The sequence below is a fragment of the Actinomadura sp. NTSP31 genome (assembly GCF_041951385.1).
Taxonomy (GTDB): Bacteria; Actinomycetota; Actinomycetes; order Streptosporangiales; family Streptosporangiaceae; genus Spirillospora; species Spirillospora napierensis.
Genome location: NZ_JBGNUT010000002.1, coordinates 51454 through 73101, shown reverse-complemented (window position 1 = coordinate 73101; position 21648 = coordinate 51454). Strand labels below are relative to the sequence as shown.

Genomic DNA, 21648 nt, shown 5'->3' with positions numbered 1-21648 from the left:
CAAGTGTCGAAGCGCTTCGACAACCGGGCCGCGCGGGCCCGGACGCATGCCTCCTTCGGTCCGGCGGGGCGGGACGGTGAGCGGGTGGTGAGAGCGGGATGTGTGGTGGGCGGGACGGGCGGGGTCGTCAGCGCGGCGCCGGGGCGGTGCTCGCGCGCGGGGTCAGGGTCGGCGGGAGCAGGGTCGCGGCCGGGACGGTCCCGCCGTCGAGCTTGCCCATCAGCAGCTCGACGGCGCGCCCGCCCACCTCCTGCGCCGGGATCGCGACGCACGACAGCGGCGGTTCGGCGTGCTCGGCCATCTCGTCCGGGCAGATCGCCACGACCGACACGTCCTGCGGGACGGCGCGCCCGTTCGCCCGCAGCGCCCGCACGACCGTGTCCACGACCGGCTCGTTGTGGACGAGGATCCCGGTCAGCCCCGGGCGTTCGGCGAGCAGCCGGGCGACCAGCGCGCGGGCCGCCTCCGGGGTCGCCTCGCACGGGTGGACGCCGCCGGCCAGGCCGTGCTCGCGGACCGCCGCGCCGAACCCGTCCGCGACCCGCTGCGCGAACCCGGTCTGCCGGGCGTACACCTCGGGCGGCGAGCCGACCAGCGCGACCTCCCGGTGCCCGAGCCCGGCCAGATGCTCCACGCAGACCGCGCCGGCCGCGTGGAAGTCCAGGTCGATGCAGGTCAGGTCGCCGGCGTCGGCCGGGAACCCGATGAGCACGCTGGGCCGGTCGAGCGAGCGCAGCAGCGGCAGCCGGGGGTCCTCCATCTGCACGTCCATCACGATGAGGGCGTCCACGAGCGCGCTGTCGGCGACGCGGCGCAGGCCGTCCTCGCCCTCCTCCTGGGTCAGCAGCAGGACGTCGTGGTCGTGCCGGCGGGCGGCGGTCACCACCGACATCGCGAACTGCATGACGACGGGGACCGCGATGCCCGAGCGCAGCGGGATCATCAGCGCCAGCACGTTGGAGCGGCTGCTGGCGAGGGCGCGGGCCCCGGCGTGCGGGCGGTAGCCGAGCTCGCGGATGCTGTCGCGGACGCGCCGCCGGGTCTCCTCGGAGATCGTGCGCTTGCCGCTCAGCACGTAGGACACCGTGCTCGGCGACACCCCGGCGTGCCGCGCCACATCGGTGATCTTGACCACGGAGCGTCCCGTCGTCGAGCGGTTCACTTGGCGTCCGATGCCGGCGACGCGGAAATGGCGTCGCGGTACCAGAACGCACTGTCTTTCCAGGTGCGTTCGCCCGTGCCGTAATCGACGTGGATCAGCCCGAAGCGCCGGTCGTAGCCGTAGGCCCATTCGAAGTTGTCGAGCAGCGACCAGGCGAAGTACCCGCGCAGGTCGACGCCCGCGTCGCAGGCGCGCTCCGCGGCGGCGATGTGGTCGCGCAGGTAGGCGATGCGGCGGTCGTCGCGGATCCGGCCGTCCACCACCTCGTCGTCGAACGCGGCGCCGTTCTCAGTGATCATCAACGGGGTGTCGGGGTACTCGCGGTGCAGCCGCAGCAGCAGCTCCTCCAGCCCGGACGCGTCGATCGGCCAGCCCATCGCCGTGTACGGGCCCGGCTGCCTCACGAACTCCAGGCCCTCGCAGCCGACGAACGGGGTCGCGGCGCCCCGCTTGTGGCCGTCGTCGTTCTCGCGCGGCGTCACCCCGTCCCACACGCGGACGAGCGTCGGCGAGTAGTAGTTGACGCCGAGGACGTCGATCGGCGCGGCGATGACGTCGGTGTCGCCGTCGCGGACGAACGCCCAGTCGGTGATCCCCGCGGTGTCGGCGAGCAGGTCGGCGGGGTAGCCGCGGCCGAGCACCGGGTCGAGGAAGATCCGGTTGGCGACGGCGTCGGCCCGCCGGACGGCCTCCGCGTCGCCGCGCAAATGGTGCAGGTTCAGGGTGACCGAGTGCCGCGCGGACGGCGGCACGACGCCGCGCAGCGCCCGCACCGCCAGGCCGTGCGCGAGGTTGAGGTGGTGGGCGGCGGCGAGCGCGTCCGCCGGGTCGGTGCGTCCCGGCGCGTGGACGCCCGCCGCGTAGCCGAGGAACGCCGAGCACCACGGCTCGTTCAGCGTCGTCCAGGTCTCGACGCGGTCGCCGAGCACCCGGCCGACGCGTTCGGCGTAGTCGGCGAAGCGGCGCGCGGTGTCGCGCACCGGCCAGCCGCCCGCGTTCTCCAGCTCCTGCGGGAGGTCCCAGTGGTAGAGCGTGGCGACGGGCGCGATGCCGTTCTCGAGCAGTTCGTCGACGAGCCGCGAGTAGAAGTCGAGGCCCTTCTGGTTGGGCTTCCCCTCCGGCAGGACGCGCGACCACGAGATCGAGAACCGGTAGCCGCCGACCCCCAGCCGCGCCATGGACGCGACGTCCTCCCGCCAGCGGTGGTAATGGTCGGTGGCGACGTCACCGGTGTCGCCGTTCAGCACCTTTCCCGGCGTGCGGCTGAAGGTGTCCCAGATGGACGGCGTGCGGCCGTCCTCCGCGGCGGCGCCCTCGATCTGGTAGGACGCCGTCGCCGTTCCCCACAGGAATCCGTCCGGGAATCCCATCAGTTCTCCTCTTCCAGAGTGATGACGAGTTCGCCACCGGCCGCCTTGACCAGAACCCCTTGCGGATGATGGGACGCGTCGCCCCCCTCGACGGTGGACACCCGCGCGTTGACCAGCAGAACGTTCCAAGCCCCTTCGCCCGTCACGCGGACGGTCGCGCCGCTTCGCGCGGTGGTGAACGTCGTCTCGTCCACCTGGGTCACGACGTGCATCCCGTCGGACGGCTCGTACACCCGCAACGTCACGCCGTCGGCGTGGTCGTAGTCGGGCCGGTCGTCCACCGAGCCCTCGGGGATGACCGCGCCGGGACGGGCCAGCAATGGGACGCTGCCGAACCCGTGCCGCTCCTTCACCCAACGTCCGCCGTGCACGCGTTCGCCCGTGAGGTAATGGGTCCACACGCCGTCCGGGACGTAATAGGAGACGTCGCCTTCCGCGGAGAACACGGGCGCCACCAGCAGATCGTCGCCGAGCATGTACTGGCGTTCGAGATGCGTGCAGGCCGGGTCGTCCGGGAATTGCAGGACCATCGCCCGCATCATCGGCACGCCCTCGCCGCAGGCCTGCCGCGCCGCCTCAGAGAGGTAGGGCATCAGCCGCATCTTCAGTTTGGTGAAGTCGCGGAGGACGTCCACCGACTCCTCGTCGAACAGCCACGGCACCCGGTAGGAATGGCTTCCGTGCAGCCGGCTGTGCGAGGACAGCATCCCGAACGCGATCCACCGCTTGAACAGCGCCGGATCGGGCGTCCCCTCGAAGCCGCCGATGTCGTGGCTCCAGTAGCCGAACCCCGACACGCCGAGGGAAAGGCCCCCGCGAAGACTCTCCCCCATGGCCTCGAACGTCGACTCGCAGTCGCCGCCCCAGTGCACCGGGAAACGCTGCCCTCCGGTCGTCGCCGACCGGGCGAACACCACCGCCTCGCCCTCGCCACGCTTCTTGCGCAGCAGCTCGAAAACGGTCTGGTTGTAGAGATAGGTGTAATAGTTGTGCGCCCGCTCGGGGTCGGAGCCGTCGTGGTACACGACGTCGGTGGGGATGCGCTCGCCGAAGTCGGTCTTGAAGCAGTCGACGCCCATGTCCAGCAGCGCCTCCAGCTTCGCCGAATACCACTCCCGCGCCTCGGGATTGGTGAAGTCGACCACCGCCAGGCCGGGCTGCCACTTGTCCCACTGCCAGACGTCCCCGTTCGGCCGCGTCAGCAGGTAGCCGCGCGCCCTGCCCTCCTCGAACAGCGGTGAGCGCTGCCCGATGTAGGGGTTGACCCACAGGCAGATCTTCAGGCCGCGCTCCTTGAGCCGGCGCAGCATTCCGGCCGGGTCCGGGAACACCCGCGGATCCCATTCGAAGTCGCACCACTGGAACTCGCGCATCCAGAAGCAGTCGAAGTGGAACACGCTGAGCGGCAGGTCCCGCTCCGCCATCCCGTCGATGAACGAGGAGACGGTCGCCTCGTCGTAGTCGGTGGTGAACGAGGTGGACAGCCACAGCCCGAACGACCAGTCCGGCAGCCGCGCGGGCCGCCCGGTCAGCGCGGTGTACTTGCGCAGGATCTCCCGCGGCGACGGCCCGTAGATGACGAAGTACCGCATCGACTGGCCCTCGACGCTGAACTGCGTCCGCGCGACGGCCTCGGAGGCGACCTCGAACGAGACGTGCCCGGGATGGTCGACGAAGACGCCGTAGCCGGCGTTCGTCAGGAAGAACGGCACGTTCTTGTAGGCCTGCTCGCTGGCGGTGCCGCCGTCGGCGTTCCAGATGTCGACGGACTGGCCGTTCTTCACCAGCGGCCCGAACCGTTCGCCGAGCCCGTACACGAAATGGTCGACGCCCAGATCGAGCTGCTCGCGCACGTAGTGCCTGCCGTCGTCGGTGTCGATGACCGCCGTCGCCTTCGGCGCCGTCCCGGTCAGCCGCCGGCCGTCCGCCAGGAAGTCGACGCCCCATTCCCCGCCGCGCCGGACCCTGACGGTCAGCGCGCCGGACGTCAGTTCCGCCGCGTCGCCGTCCACCCGGACGTCGCCGGCCGGATCGGCGGCCAGCTCGAATTCCGGCCCGCGCCGCTTCGTGCCCGCGAAATGGGTGATCGTGACGCCGATGACGTCCGGCATGGGCGACGCGCAGTCGATCGTCACCACCGGCCCCTTGAGCAGGTCGCCCCGGTGCCGGATCCGCTGCCCGGGCGCCTGGACCGAGAACGATCCGGGCCCTTCCGCGACGTCGAGGACCTCCACCGGATGAACGGCGTGCACACCCTCGCGCATCATCCAGTAGCCGTCACTGAACTTCATTACTTAATGGCTCCTGCGGTGAGTCCGCGCGACAGGGTGCGCTGGAAGATGAGGAAGAACACGACGGTCGGGAGGAGGCCGAGGAGCGCGGCGGCGCTGGACATGGTGGCGTCCATGAGGCGCTGCCCCTGCAGCACGCCGAGCGCGACGGAGACCGTCTGGTTCTCGTTGGAGATGAGGAAGACCATGGGGATGAGGAACTCGTTCCACGTCCACACGAAGAAGAAGACGAGCAGCACGCTCAGCGTCGGCCGCACGACCGGGACGACCACCCGCCACAGGATCTGCCAGCGGTTCGCGCCGTCGATGCGGGCCGCCTCCAGCAGCGGGCGCGGGAACGCCGACATCACCGACGACAGCAGGTAGGTGCCGAAGGCGCTCTGCACCACCGTGAACACGATGATCACGCTGAGCCGGGTGTCGTAGATCCCGAACTGCTTGGCCAGGTAGTACAGCGGGTAGACCAGCGCCTCCTGCGGCAGCGTGTTGGCGAGCAGCAGCAGCGCGAGCAGCCAGATGCGGCCCTTGATGCGGCCGATGCCGAGCGCGTAGGCGTTGAACACCGACAGCAGGACGGCCAGCACCGCGACCGAGCCGCTGACGAGCACGCTGTTCCACAGGACGTGCCCGAAGTCGACCCGCTCCCAGAAGTCGCGGATCGCGTCGAGGTTGAACCCGGACGGCGGCGCGAGCGGCCCCTTGGAGGTGTACTCCTGCGGCGTCTTCAGCGCGTTGGACACCACGACCAGGAACGGGATCAGCATGACCCCGGCCAGCGCGATCAGTGCGACGAGCACCGCGTAGGCCGACGGGCCGCGGCGGCGGCGCCGGCGCGGAGCGTCCCGCCGGTCCCGCGCCGGGGCGCCGGGCTTGGTCATCGTCACGGTCATCGCCCCTCCTCCCCCAGGTCACGTCCCTGCAGCCGCAGGAAGACGACGGTGAGCGCGACGATGACGAGCGTCAGCACGGTCGCGATCGCCGATCCGTAGCCGACGTCGGACTTCTCGAAGAAGTTGACGTAGGAGTAGTACGACGGGACGTTCGTGGCGCCGCCCGGCCCGCCCTTGGTCAGCACGAAGATCTGCGGGAAGGCCTTGAGCGCCGCGATCGTCGTCCACAGCAGCACGACGAAGATCTCCGGGCGGATCTGCGGGATCGTGATGTGCCAGAACCGCCGCGCCCACGTCGCGCCGTCGATCTCGGCCGCCTCGTACAGCGACGGGTCGACGCGCTGGAGCCCCGACATGAACACCACGAGCGGGAACCCGATCTGCATCCACACCATGACGCCGAGGACGGACCACAGCGCGGTGGACGGGTCGCCGAGCCAGTCGTGCGCCAGCGAGCCGAGCCCGACGTCGTCGAGCAGCGTGTTCACCGCGCCGTTGTCGGGCGACAGCAGCCAGCTCCACACCACGCCGCCGATGACGATCGGCAGGACCTGCGGCAGGTACAGGCAGGCGCGCAGGACGGCCGCGACGCGCGACCCGAAGTGCCGGTCGATCAGGTCGGTGAGGGCGGCGGCCAGCACCAGCCCGATCGCGGTCGGGACGATCGCCATCCCGATGATGACCAGGACGTTGTGCCGGAACGAGGCCCAGAACTCGCCGTCCTTCACCAGCTCCCGGTAGTTGTCGAGGCCGATCCAGGACGGGCTGCCGACGCCGGACCACTCGGTGAAGCTCGTCCCGATGTTCATCAGGAACGGCACGCCGATGACGGCGGTGAACAGCAGCAGCCCGGGGAGCAGGTAGGGCAGGTACCCGAGCTGCTCGCGCGCCCGCGCGCGTCCCGCCGGGCGGGTCGCGGCGCCGGTGGCGGCGCCGCGTCCCTTCCCGGCCTCGTGGTGCGTCGTCACTTGGGCAGGCCGTCTTCGTAGGTCTTCTGCAGCGCGCCCAGCGCCTCGCCGGGCGCGGTCCCGTTCATGATCTTCTGGACCTGGGCGACCCAGGCGTCGTAGAAGCCGGAGACCGGCCAGTCCGGGTAGTAGGCGAGCCGGTTGTTCTGCGCCAGGGCCGTGAAGTCGTCGGTGAGCTTCTTGACCTTGGGGTCGGTGATCGCCGAGGAGTCGGCCGCGACCGGGATGCCGCCGAGGTTGCCGAGCATGTTCTGGACCTTCTTCTTCATCGTGATGTCGATGAAGTCGTAGGCCAGCTCCTTGTTCTTCGCGCCCTTGGGGACGACCCACAGGTTGCCGCTGGAGCCGAGGGTCATGTTCGCGCCCGGCCAGACCGCGGTCTCCCAGTCGAACTTGGCCTCCTTGGCGACCCGGCCGAACCACCAGCTGCCGGAGAACATCATCGGGAACTTGCCGCTCATGAAGGCGACGCCCGCGTCCTCGGCCTTCTTGCTCACCGAGTCCTTGGCGACGTACTTCTTCTTCACCCAGTCGGAGAAGGTGGTGGCGCCGTAGGTCCAGGCGGCGTCCTTGAAGTCCGGCTTGGCGGTGTAGCGCTGGTAGGCGTCCACCCAGGAGCGGTCGGGCGCCTTGTCGAGGGCGAGCTGGTAGACGAACTGGTGCGCCATGTACTCGGCGCCGGCGTTGGTCAGCGGGGTGACGCCCTTGGCGACGAACGCGTCCATCGCGGCGGTGAGCTCGGCGAACGTCGTCGGGATCTTGACGCCGTTCTTCTTGAACAGGTCCTTGTTGTAGTAGACCTGCAGGTACTCGCCGTAGTTGGGGACGCCGAACCACTTGTCGCCGCCCATGGTGCCCTTGGCGTCGTACTTGGCGGTGACCTGGACGCCGGGGCTGACCAGCTTGTCCCAGCCGCGCTTGGTGACCTCGGGGGTGAGGTCCTGGAGGAGGCCCTGCTTGGACAGGGTGCCGGCGGTCGCGTTGCCCTTGTTGTACTCCAGGACGTCGGGGGCGTCCTTGGAGTTGAGGACCATCGGCGCGGTCTTCTGGATCTGCTCGAAGCCCTTCTCCTCGAACTTCACCTTGACGCCCGGGTGGGCGGCCTGGAACTCCTTGATCGCCTCGTTCCACGCCTGGCCCATGGCGCTGTCGGGGGCCTCGTAGTGCCAGAGCTTGAGCACCTTGCCGTCGGAGCCGCCGCCGTCGCCGCCACAGGCGGAGAGCGACAGGGCCGCGGTGGCGAGGGCGGCGAGCAGCGCCGCACCCCTGCCTGCCTTGAACATGGGGGGATCCTTCACGGGGGTGGGACCGGGTGGGGTCGTGTCCGTCGAACGGTGTCGAAGCGCTTCGATTGACCGGGATGCTAAGCCCTCGGCGATCCGCCGCACAATAGGACAATCAGGATTGACCGCAGAAAATGGCCGGTGAGCTGCGGGAACTTTCTGGGAGCGCTCCCATGAACGGGCCGGCTAGCGGCACTCCACGCCGTTCAGGGCGAACCGCGTCGGGCGCCCGTTGCCGCCGTCCCAGCGTCCGAGGAAGCCGAACTCGACCGTCCCGCGCGGCGGGATCGACGCGTTCCAGCCGGCCGCGGTGACCGTCACCGACGCGCCGCGCTGCTCCTGCCCGGCGTTCCACACCTGCGTGATCGACTGGCCGTCCGGGAAGTCGAACGCCAGCCGCCAGCCGTCGACCCGGGCCTTTCCGAGGTTGGTGATCCGCACCGTGGCCTGGAAGCCCTGCGGCCACGACCCGTCGATCCGGTACGCCACCGAGCACGCGGTCGCCGCCGCGGTCGCGGTGCTCTCGGACGGTGCGGGCCCCTTCGGTGGGCCGCCCGTCTTCGGCGAGGAGTCCGGCGTGAGCACGCCGATCAGCAGCGCCGCCAGGCCGAGCGCGCCGACCGCCGCGCCCGCGATGACCAGCGGCCGGCGCGACGGCACAGGGCCGCCCGGCGGCGGCTCGCCCGGGGCGGGCGCGAGCTCGGGCACGGGCTCGGGCGCGGGCTCGCTCGATGCGGGCGCGTCGGACGGCTCCGGGAGCGGCTCGTCCAGCACGCGCGTCGGAGGGTGCTCGCCGTCGCCGGCCACCGCCGCGGCCCCGGCGTGCTGCGGGAACGCGGCGAGCTGGACGCCGGCGGCGCCGGCCAGGACGCGGGCCGCCTCCGCCGCGGTCGGGCGGGCGGCCGGGTCCTCGTCCCGGCAGCGCCGGCCCAGGGCGGCGACCTCGGCGGGGACGTCCGGCGGCGGGTCGGCGACCGGCGACGGCGCGCCCCCGGCGAGCGCCTGGCCGAGGACGACGCCCAGCGAGAAGACGTCCGCCGCGGGCGCCGGCGGCGTCCCGGTGAGCAGCTCGGGCGCGACGTAGGCCGGGGTGCCCAGCATGGGCCCGCCGGACCCGGCGGACTTCGGGGGGCCGGTGAACGCGATGCCGAAGTCGAGGACCTTCACGCCGAGCGGGGTCAGGAACACGTTCGCGGGCTTGACGTCGCGGTGCACGATCCCGGCGGCGTGCGCGGCGGCCAGCGCGTCGGCGATCCGGGCGCAGATCCCGGCCGCCTCCCGCCACGGCAGCGGTCCCCGCGCCAGCCGCGCCGACAGCGTCTCGCCGTCCAGCAGCTCCATGACCACGTACGGGACGCGCCGCCGCTGGGCGAACCGGCCCGTGCGCGGGGTGATCTCGTCCTCGCCGTAGTCGTAGACGCCGGTGATGCTCGGGTGGGCGAGGCCGGCGGCGGCCTTGGCCTCCTGGCGGAGCCGGCGGGTGAACTCCTCCGGCCAGCCGTCCGCCGGCACCTTCACCGCGACGGCGCGGTCCAGGACGAGGTCGGTGGCGCGCCAGACGGTGGCCATCCCGCCGGCGCCCAGCGGCGCCTCCAGCAGGTAGCGCTCCCCGAGCCGGTCGCCCGGGGCGACGATCTCGGGCATGGGGGCAGCCTATGCCGGACTCAGGGCACGAGGTACCGGGTGTCGCGGGCGTCGGTGATCGCCATGTGGCCCGGCGCGTGGCCGATCGCCAGCTTGGGGCGGGACGCCATGACCGCGGCCTGCGGCGTCACCCCGCACGCCCAGAACACCGGGATCTCGTCGACCCGGACCTCGACCGGGTCGCCGAAGTCGGGCGCGTCCAGGTCGTCGATGCCGAGCTCCACCGGGTCGCCGACGTGCACGGGCGCGCCGTGCACGGACGGGTACCGCGCGGTGACCCGGACGGCGTCGGCGACCTGCGCGGCCGGGACGGGCCGCATCGAGACGACCAGCGGGCCGCCGAACCCGCCCGCGCGGCGGCACATCCGGTTCGTCCGGTACATCGGGACGTTGGTGTTCTGCTCGATGTGCCGGACGGGGACGCCGGCCTCGCGGAGCGCGTCCTCGAAGGTGAAGCTGCACCCGATGAGGAAGCAGACGAGGTCGTCGCGCCAGTGGTCGGTGACGGCGGGCACCTCGGCGACCGGTTCGCCGTCCTCGTACACGATGTAGCCGGGCAGGTCGGTGCGCAGGTCGCCGGCGAACAGCGGCGCCGACACCGCGCCCGGCTCGGTGACGTCCAGCACGGGGCACGGCTTCGGGTTGCGCTGCGCGAACAGCAGCAGGTCGTAGGCCTGGTCGCGGGGCACGGCGATGAGGTTGGCCTGCGTCCAGCCGGAGCACCACCCGGCCGTGGGGACGCGCAGCCCGGCGCGGAACAGCGCCCTGGCCTGGTCCGGGGACAGCGAGCCGGGGTCGATGGGGTTCGTCACGTTCGCTCCTGTCGGGAGTGCGGTCCTGCGAGGGCGGGGGCCGGCTGCGGGCGGAACCGCAGCCGCTGCCCGGGACGCGCCTGCGCGGCGCGCCCGATGTCGGCGGAGGCCAGCACGGCGATCACCGGGTAGCCGCCGGTCACCGGGTGGTCGGCCAGGAACAGCACGGGGAGCCCGGACGGCGGGACCTGGAGCGCGCCGGTCACGGTCCCCTCGCTGGGCAGCTCGCCGCGCCCGGCGTGCTCCAGGCGCGGGCCGTCCAGCCGCATGCCGACCCGGTCGATCTCGCTGGTCACCTCGTAGGGCGCGCCGAACAGCACGTCCAGGGCGCCGGGGACCAGCCAGTCGGCGCGCGGGCCGGGGATCGCGCGCAGCTCGATGGCGGACGCGGGCGGCGGCGCGACGGGGAGCACGTCCAGCAGCGGGTTCCCGCGCGGCGGCGGGCCGACCGGCAGCACGTCGCCGGGCTTGAGCGGCGCCGGGCCGAGCCCGGACAGCGTGTCGGTGGAGCGGGAGCCGAGGACGGGCGGGACCGCGATGCCGCCGCGCACGGCCAGGTAGCTGCGCAGGCCGGCGGCGGGCGTGCCCATGCGCAGCTCGGCGCCGTCGGGCACGTGGAAGACCGAGTAGGGCGCGGCGGCCCGGCCGTCGACGGTCAGGGGCGCGGGTGCTCCGGTCACGGCCGCGAGCACTCCCCCGCGGGATCGGACGCGCAGCCCGCCGAGGGTGACCTCGATGGCGGCGGCGTCCTCGGGATTGCCGACCGCGCGGTTCGCGAGGCGGAACGAATCCGGGTCCGCGGCGCCCGCCACCCCCACGCCGAGCGCCGCGTGACCCGGACGTCCCAGATCCTGAACGGTCGCCAGGAGTCCTGACTGGAGAACGTCCAGGCCGCGCTTCATGGTTCCCTCCGGACGAAACGAACTTTTACCCCCGGCCTGAGCAGGGCGGGCGGGTCGCGGTCCAGGTCCCATAGGACGGCCTCCGTTCGCCCTATGAGCTGCCATCCTCCCGGCGACTCGACCGGGTAGACGCCGCTGAACCTGCCCGCGAGCCCGACCGCGCCGGCCGGGACCCGGACGCGCGGCGTTCCGCGGCGCGGGACGTCCAGCCGCGGGTCCCCGCCCTCCAGGTAGCCGAACCCGGGGGCGAACCCGGTGAACGCGACCCGCCACGGCGTGCCGGTGTGGGCGGCGACGACCGCGTCGGGGGCGAGCCCGGTGAGCGCGGCGACCGCGCCGAGGTCCGGGCCGTCGTAGACGACGGGGACCTCGACGGTCTCCGCGGACCCGGCCGCCGCGCCGGGCCGCGCGCCGCGCACGGCGGCGGCGACCTCGGCGGGGTCGGCGGACGGGTCGAGCAGCAGGGTGAGGGTGCGGGCCGCCGGGACGACGTCGGCGACGCCGCGCGGCGGGGCGGCGGTGAGCGCCGCGTACAGGCCGAGCATCGCCTCCGGGCCGGGCAGTTCGACGAGGAGGGCCCGGTCGCCGGCCGGCAGGATCCGCATCCCCTCCCCCCTCTCAGTTCCAGAGGTGCTTGATGCCGGTCAGGGAGTTCCATCCCAGGTAGAGCGAGAGCAGCCAGGCGGCGACGCCGAGCAGCAGCAGCCAGGCCGGGTAGCGGTAGCCGCCGAGCAGGTCGCGGCGGCGGGCCGCGACCCACAGCAGCACGGCCAGCCCGAACGGCAGGATGAGCCCGTTGAGGGCGCCGGCGAGGATCAGCAGCTTGGCGGGGGTGGTGCCCATCGCCAGGTAGATCGCGGTGGAGACCACGATGAACGCGACGACGAGCCGGTTGCGGTTGCGCTCGATCCAGCCGGAGAACGACACCAGGAACGACACCGAGGTGTAGGACGCGCCGATCACCGAGGTGATCGCGGCGGACCACATGATCAGGCCGAACACGCGCAGCCCGGTCTCGCCGGCGGCGTGCTGGAAGGCCGACGGGGCGGGGTTGTCCTTGGCGAGGGTGACGCCGCCGGCGACGACGCCGAGCACGGCGAGGAACAGCAGCACCCGCATCACGGCGGTGACGAGGATGCCGGTGACGGCGCTGCGGTTGATCTCGCGGACGTTGCCCGGCCCGGTCAGCCCGGAGTCGATCATGCGGTGCGCGCCGGCGTAGGTGATGTAGCCGCCGACGGTGCCGCCGATGAGCGTGGTGATGACCAGGAAGTCGACCTGGTCGGGCGCGACGGTCTGGCGGAGCGCGTCGCCGATCGGCGGGCCCGACTTCACCGCGACGTACAGCGTCATCACGATCATGACGGCGCCGAGCACCACCACGATCCGGTCCATCGCGACGCCGGCCCGCCGGATCAGGAAGACCGCGATCGCGACCAGCGCGGACAGCGCGCCGCCGATCTTGACGTCCAGGCCGAGCAGCGCGTTCAGCCCGAGCGCGCAGCCGGCGACGTTGCCGATGTTGAACACCAGGCCGCCGAAGACGTCCAGGGCGGCCAGCGCGTAGCCGCCGCCGGGCACCACGGAGTTGCCGAGGTCCTGGGCGCGCCGTCCGGAGACGCCGACGATCCGCCACACGTTCAGCTGGATCGCGATGTCCACCAGCACCGATACCAGGATCGCGAACGCCATCGCGGCGCCGAGCTTGGCGGTGAACGAGGTGGTCTGGGTGATGAACCCGGGGCCGATGGCGCTGGTGGCCATCAGGAACATGGCGCCGAGCAGGGCGCCGCGGCGGGAGGCGGGGGCGGGCGGGGCCGGGGGCTGGTCGAGGGCGGTGTCCGTCATGGCTGCCCCTTCCGGGGTGTCGGGCTTTCCGACAGCGTAAGGATTGTTCAACAATCCAGCAATCCCCTTGTTGATGATTTCTGCCGGGAAGGGGATACGGTGGTGCCCGTAGGAGTTCCGCGCGCGGGCCGGCGGCGCCGCGCGCACGGTGGGAGGACGGGCCGATGCCGGCGCAGGGGTCGTGGCTGGACACCATCGCGGCGGCCCGCGACGACATCGGCCGGCACAGCACCGCCGACCGCGTCGCCCACCTGCTGCGCGAGCAGATCACCGACGGGCGCCTCGTGCCCGGCCAGCGGATCCCCGAGGAGGACCTCGGCCGCGCCGCGAAGGTGTCCCGCAACACCATCCGCGAGGCGTTCCGGCTGCTCATCAACGAGCGGCTGCTCGTGCACGAGTTCAACCGCGGGGTGTTCGTCCGCCGCGTCACCGCCGACGGGCTCGCCGACCTGTACCGGGTCCGCCGGATCCTGGAGTGCGAGGGCGTGCGGTGCGCGCCGTCCGCCCCGTCCGAGGCGCTCGCCCGGGTGGAGGCCGCCGTGGTCGACGGCGAGCGCGCCGCCGAGGACGACGTCTGGGAGCAGGTCGGCACCGCCGACATCCGCTTCCACCAGGCGCTCGCCGCGCTGGTCGGCAGCCCCCGGGTCGATGAGATGACGCGGCACCTGCTGGCCGAGATGCGCCTGGTCTTCCATGAGATGGGCTCGCCGCGCGAGTTCCACGAACCGTACCTCGCCCGCAACCGGCGGCTGTACGACCTGCTGGAACGCGGCGACCTGGACGCCGCCGAGGCCGAGCTGCGCTCCTACCTCGACGACGCGGAGGCGCAGCTCACCAAGGCGTACCGCGAGCAGGAGTGACCCGCGCGGGCACCGCCCGGGCGGCTCACGGCGCGGCGTCCTCCGGCGCCTGCGGCGCGTAGTTCATGACGTGGTCGTGCAGCAGCTGCGGCGCCCGCGGGTCGCGGCGCCGGAACGCCTCGATCAGCTCGGCGTGCTCGGCCGACTTGGAGTAGATCTCGGTGTGGTGCAGCCGCAGCGAGAGCGTCGTCCACAGCTCGATGCCGAGGCCCTCCCACACCGAGAACAGCAGCCGGTTGCCGGCCGCCTCGACGATCTCGCGGTGGAAGTCGATGCTGAGCCGCATCTGCTCGTGCAGGTCGCCCTCGCGCGCCGCCTCGCTCAGCTGCCGGTTGCGCCGCTCCAGCGCGTCCAGGCAGCCCGCGATGCGCGCCATTCCGAGCTCGGCGGCGGTGCGCTCCAGCCCGGCGCGGACGGGGAAGATCTCGGCGAGGTCCTGCTCGGTGAACTCCCGGACGCGGGCGCCCCGGTTCGGCAGCGACTCGATCAGCCGCTGCGCCTCCAGCTGCCGCAGCGCCTCGCGCACCGGCCCCTGGCTGACGCCGAGCTCGGTGGCGATGCGGCGCTCGACGATGCGCTCGCCCGGCTCCCAGCGCCCCGAGCTGATGCCCTCCACGATGAACTCGCGGATCTGGTCGGCGAGCCCGGTGCGCAGCAGCTGGGCGGGGACGGGCGTGTTCACGGGAGCCAATATTAGACGGGGCGACGGTAAGTGGGTCTTGACGCCCGACCCGGTAGACTCGAATATGATCGATCATTGATCAATGATGATCGGTGAGCGTCGTGGCGATCCTACGGCGTTCCCCCGGACTAAGGAAGGTCGCCGATGGCTGAGACCACACGGTCGGCTACCAAGGCCGCTCCGGCTCGCACGCCCCGGAGAGCGCGCGGCACCGAGGCCTCCGGGCCGACGGCCGCGTCGGCGAAGAGCGGTGCCGCGCGCACGGTGAACGGCGCCGCGGCCGGCGCCCCGGCGGAGAGCGCCGAGACGCTGGTCGGCTACTACCGGCAGATGCTGCTGATCCGGCGCTTCGAGGAGCGGGCCGCCCGCGCCTACACCGAGGCGAAGATCGGCGGCTACTGCCACCTGAACCTCGGCGAGGAGGCGACCGTCGTCGGCCTGATGGCCGCGCTGCGCCCGAGCGACTACCTGTTCACCAACTACCGCGAGCACGGCTACGCGCTGGCCAAGGGCATCTCCGCCGAGCGCGTGATGGCCGAGCTGTACGGGCGCTCCACCGGCGTCTCCAAGGGCTGGGGCGGGTCCATGCACCTGTTCGACGCCGAGGCGCGGCTGCTCGGCGGCTACGGCATCGTCGGCGGCCAGGTCCCGCTGGCGGCCGGCGCCGCCCTCGCCGTCTCCTACAAGGGCGGCGACGAGGTCGTCATGTGCCACATGGGCGACGGCACCACCGCGATCGGCGCCTTCCACGAGTCGCTGAACATCGCCGGCCTCTGGGACCTCCCGGTCGTCTTCGTAGTGATCAACAACGGGCTGGGCATGGGCACCACCGTGGAGCACTCCGCCGCCGAGCCCGAGCTGTACCGGCGCGGCGCCGCCTACCGGATGGAGAGCGTCCGGGTGGACGGCACCGACGCGGTGGCCGTCCGGGACGCCGCGCGCGTCGCCGTCGAGCGCGCCCGCGCCGAGAGCAAGCCGTACCTGCTGGAGACCACGAGCCCCCGGCTCAAGGGGCACTCCGTCGTCGACCCGGCCCGCTACCGGTCCAAGGAGGAGAAGGAGGCCCTGAAGGCCGCCGACCCCCTCGCCCGGATGGCGCTGGAGCTGCAGGAGGCGGGCATCCTGTCGCACGACGAGCGCGACCGCCTCGACGCGGAGGTCACCGCCGAGATCGACGCCGCCGCCGCGTTCGCCGACCGGAGCCCGGCGCCCGAGGTCTCCACGCTGTTCGACTACACCTACGCCACCCCGGTCCCGGGCGAGCTCCGCCGCCTGCCCGCCGACCCGGTATTCAGTTCCTGAGGAGCAGTTCCATGGCACCCGTCACTTACCGCCAGGCGCTCCGGGACACGCTGCGCGCGGAGATGCTCCGCGACGAGAACGTCTTCCTGATGGGCGAGGAGATCGGGCTCTTCGAGGGCTCCTACAAGATCACCGAGGGGCTGCTGAAGGAGTTCGGGCCGAAACGGGTCCGGGACACCCCGATCGCCGAGGAGGGCTTCGTCGGCGCCGCGATCGGCGCCGCGATGCTCGGCCTGCGCCCCGTCGTGGAGATCATGACGATCAACTTCTCGCTGCTCGCGCTGGACCAGATCGTCAACCACGCCGCCAAGATCTACGGCATGTTCGGCGGGCAGGCCAGCGTGCCGATGGTGATCCGCACCCCGGGCGGCGGCGGGCAGCAGCTCGGCGCCACCCACTCGCAGAACGTCGAGCTGTTCTACTCCTTCATCCCCGGCCTGAAGGTCGTCGCGCCGAGCACGCCCGCCGAGGCGTCGGCGATGCTGAAGGCCGCGATCCGCGACGACGACCCGGTGCTGTTCCTGGAGAACCTCGCCCTCTACAACACCAAGGGCGAGCTGCCGGCCCCGGTGGAGGAGATCGAGCCCGCCGAGATCGGCCGCGCCGGCGTCACCCGCCCCGGCACCGACATCACGATCATCGGCTACTCGCGGATGGCGCGGGTCGCCGCCGAGGTCGCCGAGACCCTCGCCGCCCAGGGCGTGTCCGCCGAGGTCGTCGACCTGCGCAGCCTGCGGCCGCTGGACCGCGCCACGATCGTCGAGTCGGTCCGCAAGACCGGCTGCGCCGTCGTCGCCGAGGACGACTGGCTCACCTACGGCATCGGCGCGGAGATCGCCGCGACGATCCAGGAGGGCGCCTTCGACTGGCTGGACGCGCCGGTCCGCCGCGTCGCGATGGCCGAGGTGCCGCTGCCCTACGCCAAGTCCCTGGAGTCGGCGGCGCTGCCGTCCGCCGACTCCCTGCTCACCGCCGTCCGCGACACGCTCCGCGCGACCGGCCGTCCCGTGCTGGAGCCCGCCCGATGACCGAGATCCTCATGCCGCGCCTCTCCGACACCATGGAGGAGGGCGTCATCAGCTCCTGGCAGAAGCAGCCGGGCGACGAGGTGGCGGTCGGCGACGTCCTGGTGGACATCGAGACCGACAAGGCGGTCATGGAGTACGAGGCCTACGAGGCCGGCGTGCTGGAGAAGATCCTCGTCGGCGAGGGCGAGACCGCCGCGATCGGCGCCCCGATCGCCGTGGTCGTCCCGGCCGGCGGCGCCCGTCCCGAGGCGCCCGCCGCCGAGCAGGCCCCGGCCGCGGAGCCGGCGCAGCCCGCCGCCGCGCCGGAACCCGAGCCCGCGCCCGCGCCCGCGCCGGCCGCCGCACCCGCCGCCGCGCACCCGGCCCCCGCGCCGGACGGGCGCCGGGCCGACGCGTCCCGCCCGCCGTCGTCGCCGCTGGCCCGCCGGCTGGCCCGCGACCACGGCATCGACCTGGCGACGCTGACCGGCTCCGGGCCGGGCGGGCGGATCGTCCGCGCCGACATCGAGGCCGCGATCCGCAACGGCGCCCCGGCCGCGCCCGCCGCCGCCCCGGCGCCCGCCGCGGCGGCACCGGCCCAGGCGCCCGCGCCCGCCGCCGCGAAGCCGCAGGCCGCCGAGGACCCCGACGTCGAGGCCGTCCCGCTGAACCGGTTCCGCAAGGTCGCCGCGCGGCGGCTCACCGAGAGCAAGCAGAAGGCGCCGCACTTCTACCTCAACCGGGAGGTGGACGCCGAGGCGCTGCTGGCCTTCCGCGCCACCCTCAACGAGGCGCTCGCCCCGGCCAAGGTCAGCGTGAACGACCTGGTCGTCAAGGCGGTGGCCACCGCGCTGCGCGAGCACCCGGAGGTCAACGTCTCCTACACCGAGGAGAACCTGCTCTTCCACAAGCGGGTGAACGTGGGCGTCGCGGTCGCGGTCGCGGACGGCCTGGTCGTCCCGGTCGTGAAGGACGCCGACCGCAAGAGCGTCTCGCAGATCGGCCAGGAGACGCGCGAGCTGGCCGGCCGGGCGCGCGACGGCAAGCTGTCCGCTCAGGAGATGAGCGGCGGCACGTTCAGCGTCAGCAACCTCGGCATGTTCGGCGTCGACTCGTTCTCCGCCGTGATCAACCCGCCGGAGGCCGCGATCCTCGCGGTCGGCGCCGTCCGCGACGAGCCGGTGGTGCGCGACGGGCAGGTCGTCCCGGGCAAGCGGATGGCGGTGACCCTCTCGGTCGACCACCGCGCCTGCGACGGCGCGACCGGCGCGAAGTTCCTCGCCCGCCTCGCCGAGCTGCTGCAGAACCCGCTGCTGATCGTGGCGTGAGCCGCCCGGTCTGAGCGGCCTGGTCCGAGCGGCCTGGTCTGAGCGGCCTGGTGCGAGCACGTGGTCCCGGTGATCGTGGAGGTCACCGGGGCCGCGGGCGTTCGTCGTCCTTCTGGCGACATGTGATCATTGCCGGATGGCGGTGAACGTTCCGCTGGGTCCCCTGCTGGATCCGGCGTTCCATCTCGGGTCGGTGCCCACCACGTGGGCGGAGCTGCTCGGCTTCGCCACCGGCGCGGTGAACGTCTGGCTCGTCGTCCGGCAGAACATCCTGAACTGGCCGATCGGGATCGCCAACGTCGTCCTGCTGGGGCTGGTGTTCCTGGACGGCGGGCTGTACGCCGACGCCGGGCTCCAGGTGGTCTACGTCGTGCTCCAGCTGTACGGCTGGTGGGTGTGGCTCTACGCCGGCGACGGGCGCGACGAGCTGCCCGTCCGGCGCACCGGCCGGACCGAGTGGGCGGCGCTCGCCGTCGCCGGCGCGGCCGGGACGGCGCTGCTGACCTGGATGCTGTCGGCCTGGACGGACTCGACCGTCCCGTTCTGGGACGCGCTGACCACCGCGCTGTCGCTCGCGGCGACCTACGGGCAGTCGCGCAAGCTGCTGGAGTCGTGGTGGCTGTGGATCACCGCCGACCTGATCTACATCCCGCTGTACCTCCACAAGGAGCTGAAGCTGACCGGCGCGCTGTACGTGCTGTTCCTGGCGCTCTGCGTCGCGGGCCTGGTCGCCTGGCGCCGCGACTTCCGGCGGGCGGCGGCCGCGGTGGCGGCATGACCTACGAGCACGGGCTCGTCATCGGCAAGTTCTATCCGCCGCACGCGGGGCACCGCCATCTGATCGACACGGCCGCCGCGGCGTGCGCACGGGTGACGGTGGTGGTCGCGGCGTCCACCGTGGAGAGCATCCCGCTGGCGCTGCGCACCGCCTGGCTGCGGGAGGCGCATCAGCAGCCGCACGTGGAGATCGTGCCGGTGGTGGACGACGCGGAGATCGACTACGGGTCGGACGAGATCTGGTCGGTGCACGTCGCGGCGTTCCGGGCGGGCCTGGCGCTGCGGTCGGGCCTCGGTGTGACGGTGCCGCCGGTGGACGCGGTGTTCAGCTCCGAGCCGTACGGAGCCGAGCTGGCGGCCCGGTTCTCCGCCGTCCACGTGCCGGTGGACCCGCCGCGCGAGCGGTTCCCGGTGAGCGGCACGGCCGTCCGCGCCGACCCGGTCGGGAACTGGGAGTGGCTGTCGCCGGCCGTCCGCGCGTACCTGGCGCGCCGCGTCGTGGTGACCGGCGCCGAGTCGACCGGCACGACGACGCTGGCGCGCGCGCTCGCCGCGCACTACGCCGGGCGCGGCGGGGTGTGGGCGGCGACCCGGTGGGTGCCGGAGTACGGGCGCACCTTCACCGAGGAGAAGCTGGCCGCCGCGCGGCGCGCGTCCGGCGATCCGTCGCTGTGGCTGGACGACCTGCTCTGGGAGTCCGCCGAGTTCACCGCCATCGCCGAACGGCACGCCGCGCTGGAGGACGCCGCCGCGCGCACCGGGTCGCCGCTGCTGGTCTGCGACACCGACGCGTTCGCCACCGCGCTCTGGCACGAGCGGTACCTCGGGAAGCCCGCGCCGGACGCGGAGGCCGTCCACGAGCGCGTCCCGCACCACCTGTGGATCCTCACCTCGCCGGACGGCGTGCCGTTCGAGCAGGACGGCTGGCGCGACGGCGAGTCGATCCGGCTGTGGATGTCGGGCCGTTTCCAGGAGGAGCTGGACAAGCGGGGCCTCCCGCACCTCGTCGTGACCGGCCCGCACGAGGAGCGGCTCGCCGCCGCGGTCGAGGCCGTGGACGCGCTGCTGACGCGCGGCTGGTCGTTCAGCGCTCCGCTGGTTCCGTAGCGCCGCGCGCCGGGCCGACCCGGAACAGGTCCTCGTCGACGCGGTCGAGGGCCAGCCGGACGGCGCCGAGCCCGATCGCCTCGTCGCCCAGCCGGGACGCCTCGATGCGGACGGGGCTCAGGCACAGCGGCGGGACGTGCCGGCGCAGCGCGTCCACCAGCGCCGCGCCCGCCCCGGCCAGCGGGCCGCCGATGACGATCATCTCCGGGTCCAGGGCGAGGGCGATGGCGGCGACGCCGCGGGCCATCCGGGCGGCGAGCCGGTCGACGGCGTCCAGCGCGGCCGGGTCGCCGCGGCCCGCCGCGGCGAGCACGCGTCCGGCGTCGTCCAGCGCGGGACCGGCGGAGGCGAGGCCGGCGAGGGAGGCCCCGGATCCCGGGCCCGCGCCGGTCACCAGGACGGCGGTGGTGTCGAGCAGCCCGAGCTCGGGCAGCATGCCGATCTCGCCTGCGGCGCCCCAGCGGCCGCGGTGCAGGCGGCCGCCGATGAGCGCGCCGGCGCCGGTGTGCAGCCCGGCGAGGACGCAGACGACGTCGTCGGCCGCGCGGGCGGCGCCGCGCCAGCGTTCGGCCATCGCGGCGAGGTTGGCGTCGTTCTCCACCAGGACGGGGCACGGGAACGAGCGGCCGAGGTCGCGGGCGAGGTCGACGCCCTCCCAGCCCGGCATGACGGCGCAGCGGGTGACGACGCCGTCGGGGCCGACGACGCCGGGGGTTCCGGCGGCGACGGCGCGCAGCGACCGGCGGCCGATCCCGGCGGCGGCCAGGCACTCCTTGACGGCGGCGCGGACGGCGGCGATCCGGCCGGCGGGGCGGCCGTGCCGGTCCAGCGGGGCGCGGTGGCCGCCGACGACCTCGCCGGTGAGGTCGGCGACGAGCAGCCGGACCCGGTCCGCCTCGATGTCGATGCCGAGGGCGTGGCCGGCCTCGGCGCGGAACCGGTAGCGGCGGGCGGGCCGGCCGAGGCCGGCGCCGGGGCGCGGCGCGACCTCGGCGACCAGGCCGCGGCCGATCAGCTCGCCGAGCACGCCCTCGGTGGTGGGGCGCGACAGCCCGACGCGGCCCGCCAGCCCTGACAGCGTGGACTCGCCGCCGTCGCGCAGCTCCCGCAGGGTGGCGGCGGCGTTCAGGCGGCGCAGCACCGAGGGGTCGTTCCCGTGCAGCGAGCGTTCGGTCACGCCGCCCCTCCGGCCCGCCCGCGGCAGGACGACCGGTACTCCGGCCGCGTCGGCCCGGCGGCGCGTCCCGTGTGCATGCCCAGAACCTCCGGATGGTCGGCGAGCGGCCCCTGCCGCATTCGCGCGGCGGCCCGCGGAGTGGACCGCTCCGGGGCATGCGGGTCCCGGCCCGGTCCACTGGAGAAGATAATGCCGCTTCATGGCGTCATCAGCTTCATGGCGTCATCGGCGCGGACGG

The 21648-nt window shown here is 73.2% G+C and carries 19 protein-coding genes; 6 read left to right on the top strand and 13 right to left on the bottom strand.

The genetic code is table 11. The features are described 5' to 3' along the window. Positions 1 to 127 precede the first annotated feature (127 nt). The 11 genes from ACA514_RS03175 to ACA514_RS03125 all read right to left on the bottom strand — a co-directional run bounded on the left by ACA514_RS03175 (position 128) and on the right by ACA514_RS03125 (position 13170). Positions 128 to 1162, bottom strand: coding sequence for a LacI family DNA-binding transcriptional regulator (locus ACA514_RS03175; RefSeq protein WP_375039446.1), 1035 nt, complete (start codon positions 1160 to 1162; stop codon positions 128 to 130). Continuing rightward, positions 1159 to 2532 carry a GH1 family beta-glucosidase gene (locus ACA514_RS03170; RefSeq protein ID WP_375039445.1) on the bottom strand — a complete coding sequence of 458 codons (1374 nt, stop codon included), beginning with the start codon at positions 2530 to 2532 and terminating at the stop codon, positions 1159 to 1161. Before ACA514_RS03170 ends, ACA514_RS03175 begins: the two co-directional genes overlap by 4 nt. Beyond that, positions 2532 to 4823: an alpha-xylosidase gene (gene yicI, locus ACA514_RS03165; RefSeq protein WP_375039444.1), complete on the bottom strand. Its 2292-nt coding sequence runs from the start codon at positions 4821 to 4823 to the stop codon at positions 2532 to 2534. Before yicI ends, ACA514_RS03170 begins: the two co-directional genes overlap by 1 nt. Beyond that, positions 4823 to 5713, bottom strand: a complete 891-nt coding sequence (locus ACA514_RS03160) for a carbohydrate ABC transporter permease (RefSeq protein WP_375039443.1) — start codon at positions 5711 to 5713, stop codon at positions 4823 to 4825. The genes yicI and ACA514_RS03160 overlap by 1 nt, the downstream gene beginning before the upstream one ends. Next, positions 5710 to 6681, bottom strand: coding sequence for a carbohydrate ABC transporter permease (locus ACA514_RS03155; protein WP_375039442.1), 972 nt, complete (start codon positions 6679 to 6681; stop codon positions 5710 to 5712). The genes ACA514_RS03160 and ACA514_RS03155 overlap by 4 nt, the downstream gene beginning before the upstream one ends. Beyond that, entirely contained in the window at positions 6678 to 7964 is a 1287-nt protein-coding gene (locus tag ACA514_RS03150; RefSeq protein WP_375039441.1) for an ABC transporter substrate-binding protein, read from the bottom strand. Before ACA514_RS03150 ends, ACA514_RS03155 begins: the two co-directional genes overlap by 4 nt. Before the next feature lie 186 nt (positions 7965 to 8150). Then, positions 8151 to 9608 carry a cellulose binding domain-containing protein gene (locus tag ACA514_RS03145; protein ID WP_375039440.1) on the bottom strand — a complete coding sequence of 486 codons (1458 nt, stop codon included), beginning with the start codon at positions 9606 to 9608 and terminating at the stop codon, positions 8151 to 8153. A gap of 20 nt (positions 9609 to 9628) precedes the next feature. Beyond that, a complete protein-coding gene (locus ACA514_RS03140; protein ID WP_375039439.1) occupies positions 9629 to 10420 on the bottom strand; it encodes a putative hydro-lyase in 792 nt (263 codons plus the stop codon). Beyond that, on the bottom strand, positions 10417 to 11322 hold the full coding sequence (locus ACA514_RS03135) for a biotin-dependent carboxyltransferase family protein (protein ID WP_375039438.1): 906 nt from the start codon (positions 11320 to 11322) through the stop codon (positions 10417 to 10419). The genes ACA514_RS03140 and ACA514_RS03135 overlap by 4 nt, the downstream gene beginning before the upstream one ends. Then, complete coding sequence (locus ACA514_RS03130) at positions 11319 to 11927, bottom strand: allophanate hydrolase subunit 1 (RefSeq protein ID WP_375039437.1); 609 nt, start codon at positions 11925 to 11927, stop codon at positions 11319 to 11321. The genes ACA514_RS03135 and ACA514_RS03130 overlap by 4 nt, the downstream gene beginning before the upstream one ends. A 13-nt stretch (positions 11928 to 11940) precedes the next feature. Further along, positions 11941 to 13170 carry an NRAMP family divalent metal transporter gene (locus ACA514_RS03125; protein ID WP_375039436.1) on the bottom strand — a complete coding sequence of 410 codons (1230 nt, stop codon included), beginning with the start codon at positions 13168 to 13170 and terminating at the stop codon, positions 11941 to 11943. 164 nt (positions 13171 to 13334) lie between these two features. Here ACA514_RS03125 and ACA514_RS03120 point away from each other — a divergent pair, with 164 nt between their 5' ends. Then, positions 13335 to 14030, top strand: a complete 696-nt coding sequence (locus tag ACA514_RS03120) for a GntR family transcriptional regulator (RefSeq protein WP_375039435.1) — start codon at positions 13335 to 13337, stop codon at positions 14028 to 14030. Between the two features lie 25 nt (positions 14031 to 14055). Here the strand turns inward: ACA514_RS03120 and ACA514_RS03115 are convergent, their stop codons facing one another. Further along, positions 14056 to 14712 (bottom strand): GntR family transcriptional regulator, encoded by a 657-nt coding sequence (locus tag ACA514_RS03115; RefSeq protein ID WP_375039434.1) that lies wholly within the window; start codon positions 14710 to 14712, stop codon positions 14056 to 14058. Positions 14713 to 14856: 144 nt separating this feature from the next. Between ACA514_RS03115 and pdhA the strand changes: the two genes are divergently transcribed. The 5 genes from pdhA to ACA514_RS03090 all read left to right on the top strand — a co-directional run bounded on the left by pdhA (position 14857) and on the right by ACA514_RS03090 (position 20233). Then, entirely contained in the window at positions 14857 to 16014 is a 1158-nt protein-coding gene (gene pdhA, locus ACA514_RS03110) for a pyruvate dehydrogenase (acetyl-transferring) E1 component subunit alpha (RefSeq protein WP_375039433.1), read from the top strand. Between the two features lie 11 nt (positions 16015 to 16025). Next, a complete protein-coding gene (locus tag ACA514_RS03105; protein WP_375039432.1) occupies positions 16026 to 17042 on the top strand; it encodes an alpha-ketoacid dehydrogenase subunit beta in 1017 nt (338 codons plus the stop codon). Then, positions 17039 to 18349, top strand: coding sequence for a dihydrolipoamide acetyltransferase family protein (locus ACA514_RS03100; protein WP_375039431.1), 1311 nt, complete (start codon positions 17039 to 17041; stop codon positions 18347 to 18349). The genes ACA514_RS03105 and ACA514_RS03100 overlap by 4 nt, the downstream gene beginning before the upstream one ends. Before the next feature lie 136 nt (positions 18350 to 18485). Then, positions 18486 to 19127 (top strand): nicotinamide riboside transporter PnuC, encoded by a 642-nt coding sequence (gene pnuC, locus ACA514_RS03095; protein WP_375039430.1) that lies wholly within the window; start codon positions 18486 to 18488, stop codon positions 19125 to 19127. Further along, positions 19124 to 20233, top strand: a complete 1110-nt coding sequence (locus tag ACA514_RS03090) for an AAA family ATPase (protein ID WP_375039429.1) — start codon at positions 19124 to 19126, stop codon at positions 20231 to 20233. Before pnuC ends, ACA514_RS03090 begins: the two co-directional genes overlap by 4 nt. Here the strand turns inward: ACA514_RS03090 and ACA514_RS03085 are convergent. Continuing rightward, on the bottom strand, positions 20211 to 21410 hold the full coding sequence (locus ACA514_RS03085) for an ROK family protein (RefSeq protein ID WP_375039428.1): 1200 nt from the start codon (positions 21408 to 21410) through the stop codon (positions 20211 to 20213). The genes ACA514_RS03090 and ACA514_RS03085 overlap by 23 nt on opposite strands. Positions 21411 to 21648: the final 238 nt, after the last annotated feature.

What these genes read in the sequence shown, in the direction of transcription:
- ACA514_RS03170 (WP_375039445.1), bottom strand. Translation starts at nt 2,532, where the DNA reads ATGGGATTCCCGGACGGATTCCTGTGGGGAACGGCGACGGCGTCCTAC.
- yicI (WP_375039444.1), bottom strand. Translation starts at nt 4,823, where the DNA reads ATGAAGTTCAGTGACGGCTACTGGATGATGCGCGAGGGTGTGCACGCC.
- ACA514_RS03160 (WP_375039443.1), bottom strand. Translation starts at nt 5,713, where the DNA reads ATGACCGTGACGATGACCAAGCCCGGCGCCCCGGCGCGGGACCGGCGG.
- ACA514_RS03150 (WP_375039441.1), bottom strand. Translation starts at nt 7,964, where the DNA reads ATGTTCAAGGCAGGCAGGGGTGCGGCGCTGCTCGCCGCCCTCGCCACC.
- ACA514_RS03145 (WP_375039440.1), bottom strand. Translation starts at nt 9,608, where the DNA reads ATGCCCGAGATCGTCGCCCCGGGCGACCGGCTCGGGGAGCGCTACCTG.
- ACA514_RS03135 (WP_375039438.1), bottom strand. Translation starts at nt 11,322, where the DNA reads ATGAAGCGCGGCCTGGACGTTCTCCAGTCAGGACTCCTGGCGACCGTT.
- ACA514_RS03130 (WP_375039437.1), bottom strand. Translation starts at nt 11,927, where the DNA reads ATGCGGATCCTGCCGGCCGGCGACCGGGCCCTCCTCGTCGAACTGCCC.
- ACA514_RS03125 (WP_375039436.1), bottom strand. Translation starts at nt 13,170, where the DNA reads ATGACGGACACCGCCCTCGACCAGCCCCCGGCCCCGCCCGCCCCCGCC.
- ACA514_RS03120 (WP_375039435.1), top strand. Translation starts at nt 13,335, where the DNA reads ATGCCGGCGCAGGGGTCGTGGCTGGACACCATCGCGGCGGCCCGCGAC.
- pdhA (WP_375039433.1), top strand. Translation starts at nt 14,857, where the DNA reads ATGGCTGAGACCACACGGTCGGCTACCAAGGCCGCTCCGGCTCGCACG.
- ACA514_RS03105 (WP_375039432.1), top strand. Translation starts at nt 16,026, where the DNA reads ATGGCACCCGTCACTTACCGCCAGGCGCTCCGGGACACGCTGCGCGCG.
- ACA514_RS03100 (WP_375039431.1), top strand. Translation starts at nt 17,039, where the DNA reads ATGACCGAGATCCTCATGCCGCGCCTCTCCGACACCATGGAGGAGGGC.
- pnuC (WP_375039430.1), top strand. Translation starts at nt 18,486, where the DNA reads ATGGCGGTGAACGTTCCGCTGGGTCCCCTGCTGGATCCGGCGTTCCAT.
- ACA514_RS03090 (WP_375039429.1), top strand. Translation starts at nt 19,124, where the DNA reads ATGACCTACGAGCACGGGCTCGTCATCGGCAAGTTCTATCCGCCGCAC.